The 1,462-nt window shown below is 66.7% G+C and carries 3 protein-coding genes; 1 reads left to right on the plus strand and 2 read right to left on the minus strand.

The genetic code is table 11. The features are described from left to right. Nucleotides 1–634 (minus strand): acyl-CoA dehydrogenase family protein (locus AC1D15_RS31965; RefSeq protein ID WP_477829214.1); only part of this gene is annotated, 634 nt, incomplete at its 3' end. Nucleotides 635–668: 34 nt separating this feature from the next. Continuing rightward, a complete protein-coding gene (locus AC1D15_RS31970) occupies nt 669–1,088 on the minus strand; it encodes a MerR family transcriptional regulator (RefSeq protein ID WP_477829215.1) in 420 nt (139 codons plus the stop codon). 70 nt (nt 1,089–1,158) lie between these two features. On the opposite strand from AC1D15_RS31970, the gene AC1D15_RS31975 reads away from it, so the two are divergent. Next, nucleotides 1,159–1,462: MBL fold metallo-hydrolase (locus AC1D15_RS31975; RefSeq protein WP_477829216.1), on the plus strand; the 304-nt coding region annotated here is incomplete at its 3' end.

Genomic DNA, 1,462 nt, shown 5'->3' on the forward strand with positions numbered 1-1,462 from the left:
AGCCGCGCATGCCGAGCTTGTCGAGCTTCTGCGCGGTGCTGAACCCCTTCATGCCCTTCTCGACGATGAAGGCGGTGACGCCGCGGGCGCCCAGCTCGGGTTCGGTCTTCGCATAGACCACCATCGTGTCGGCATCGGGGCCGTTGGTGATCCACATCTTGGTGCCGTTCAGCAGGTAGTGGCCGCCTTTGTCCTCAGCCTTCAGCTTCATGCTGATCACGTCGGAGCCGGCGCCCGGCTCGCTCATCGCGAGCGCACCGACGTGCTCGCCGCTGATCAGCTTCGGCAGGTACTTGCGCTTCTGCGCCTCGCTGCCGTTGCGCTTGATCTGGTTCACGCACAGGTTGCTGTGCGCGCCGTAGCTCAGCCCGACGCTGGCCGACGCCCGGCTGATCTCCTCCATCGCGATCATGTGGGCGAGGTAGCCCATGTTGGCGCCGCCGTATTCCTCGCTGACGGTGACGCCGAGCACGCCGAGCTCGCCCATCTTGCGCCACAGGTCCATCGGGAACTGGTCGCTGCGGTCGATCCCGGCGGCGCGCGGGGCGATCTCGGCCTCGGCGAAGGCGCGCACGCTGTCGCGCAGCGCGTCGATGTCTTCGCCGAGCTGGAAGTCGAGTCCGGGCAGGTTCATGGGGTGTCTCCGTCAGTTTCTGGGATGAATCGTGTCAGGGCGAATTCAGCAGGCGCTTCGCCTCTTTCTCGTGCGTGCGCACCTCGTCGAGCGTGACGTGCAGGTCGGCCATCTGCTGCTCCAGCTGCTGGCGGTGCATCGCCAGCACGGTGAGGAATTTCTTCAGCTGGGCCTGCGTGTCGCGCGGCGACTCGTACATGTCGACCAGCTCCTTCACCTCGGACAGCGTCAGCCCGAGCCGCTTGCCGCGCAGCGTCAGTTTCAGCCGGGTGCGGTCGCGCGCGGTGTAGATGCGGTTGCGCCCGGCACGCTGCGGCGACAGCAGCCCGCAGTCCTCGTAGAAGCGGATCGCCCGCGTCGTCAGGTCGAATTCGCGGGCGAGTTCGCTGATCGTGTAGGTGATTCCCGGGGTGGACGAGGTGGCGGACACCTCGGCGACAGCAGCGTGCGGCATGAAAACCTAGAATCGGCTGATTGACGTATACGTAAAGTGTAGCCGCCCCATGACATCACCGACCAAGCCGATGAACGAGCTCGAGCGACAGCTGCAGTACCCGCTGGGCGAGAACCTGCCCGAGGCGGGCCGGACGCTGGAGGTGGCGCCCGGCGTGCGCTGGCTGCGCATGCAGCTGCCCTTCGCGCTGGACCACATCAACCTCTGGCTGCTGCGCGACGAGATCGAGGGCCGCGCCGGCTGGACGATCGTCGACTGCGGCATCACCAACGACGCGACGAAGGCGGCCTGGGAGCAGGTGTTCGAGACCGAGCTGCAGGGCCTGCCGGTGCTGCGCGTGATCGTGACCCACATGCACCCGGACCACATGGGGC

It is taken from the genome of Rhizobacter sp. P2_H2 (genome assembly GCF_056403375.1).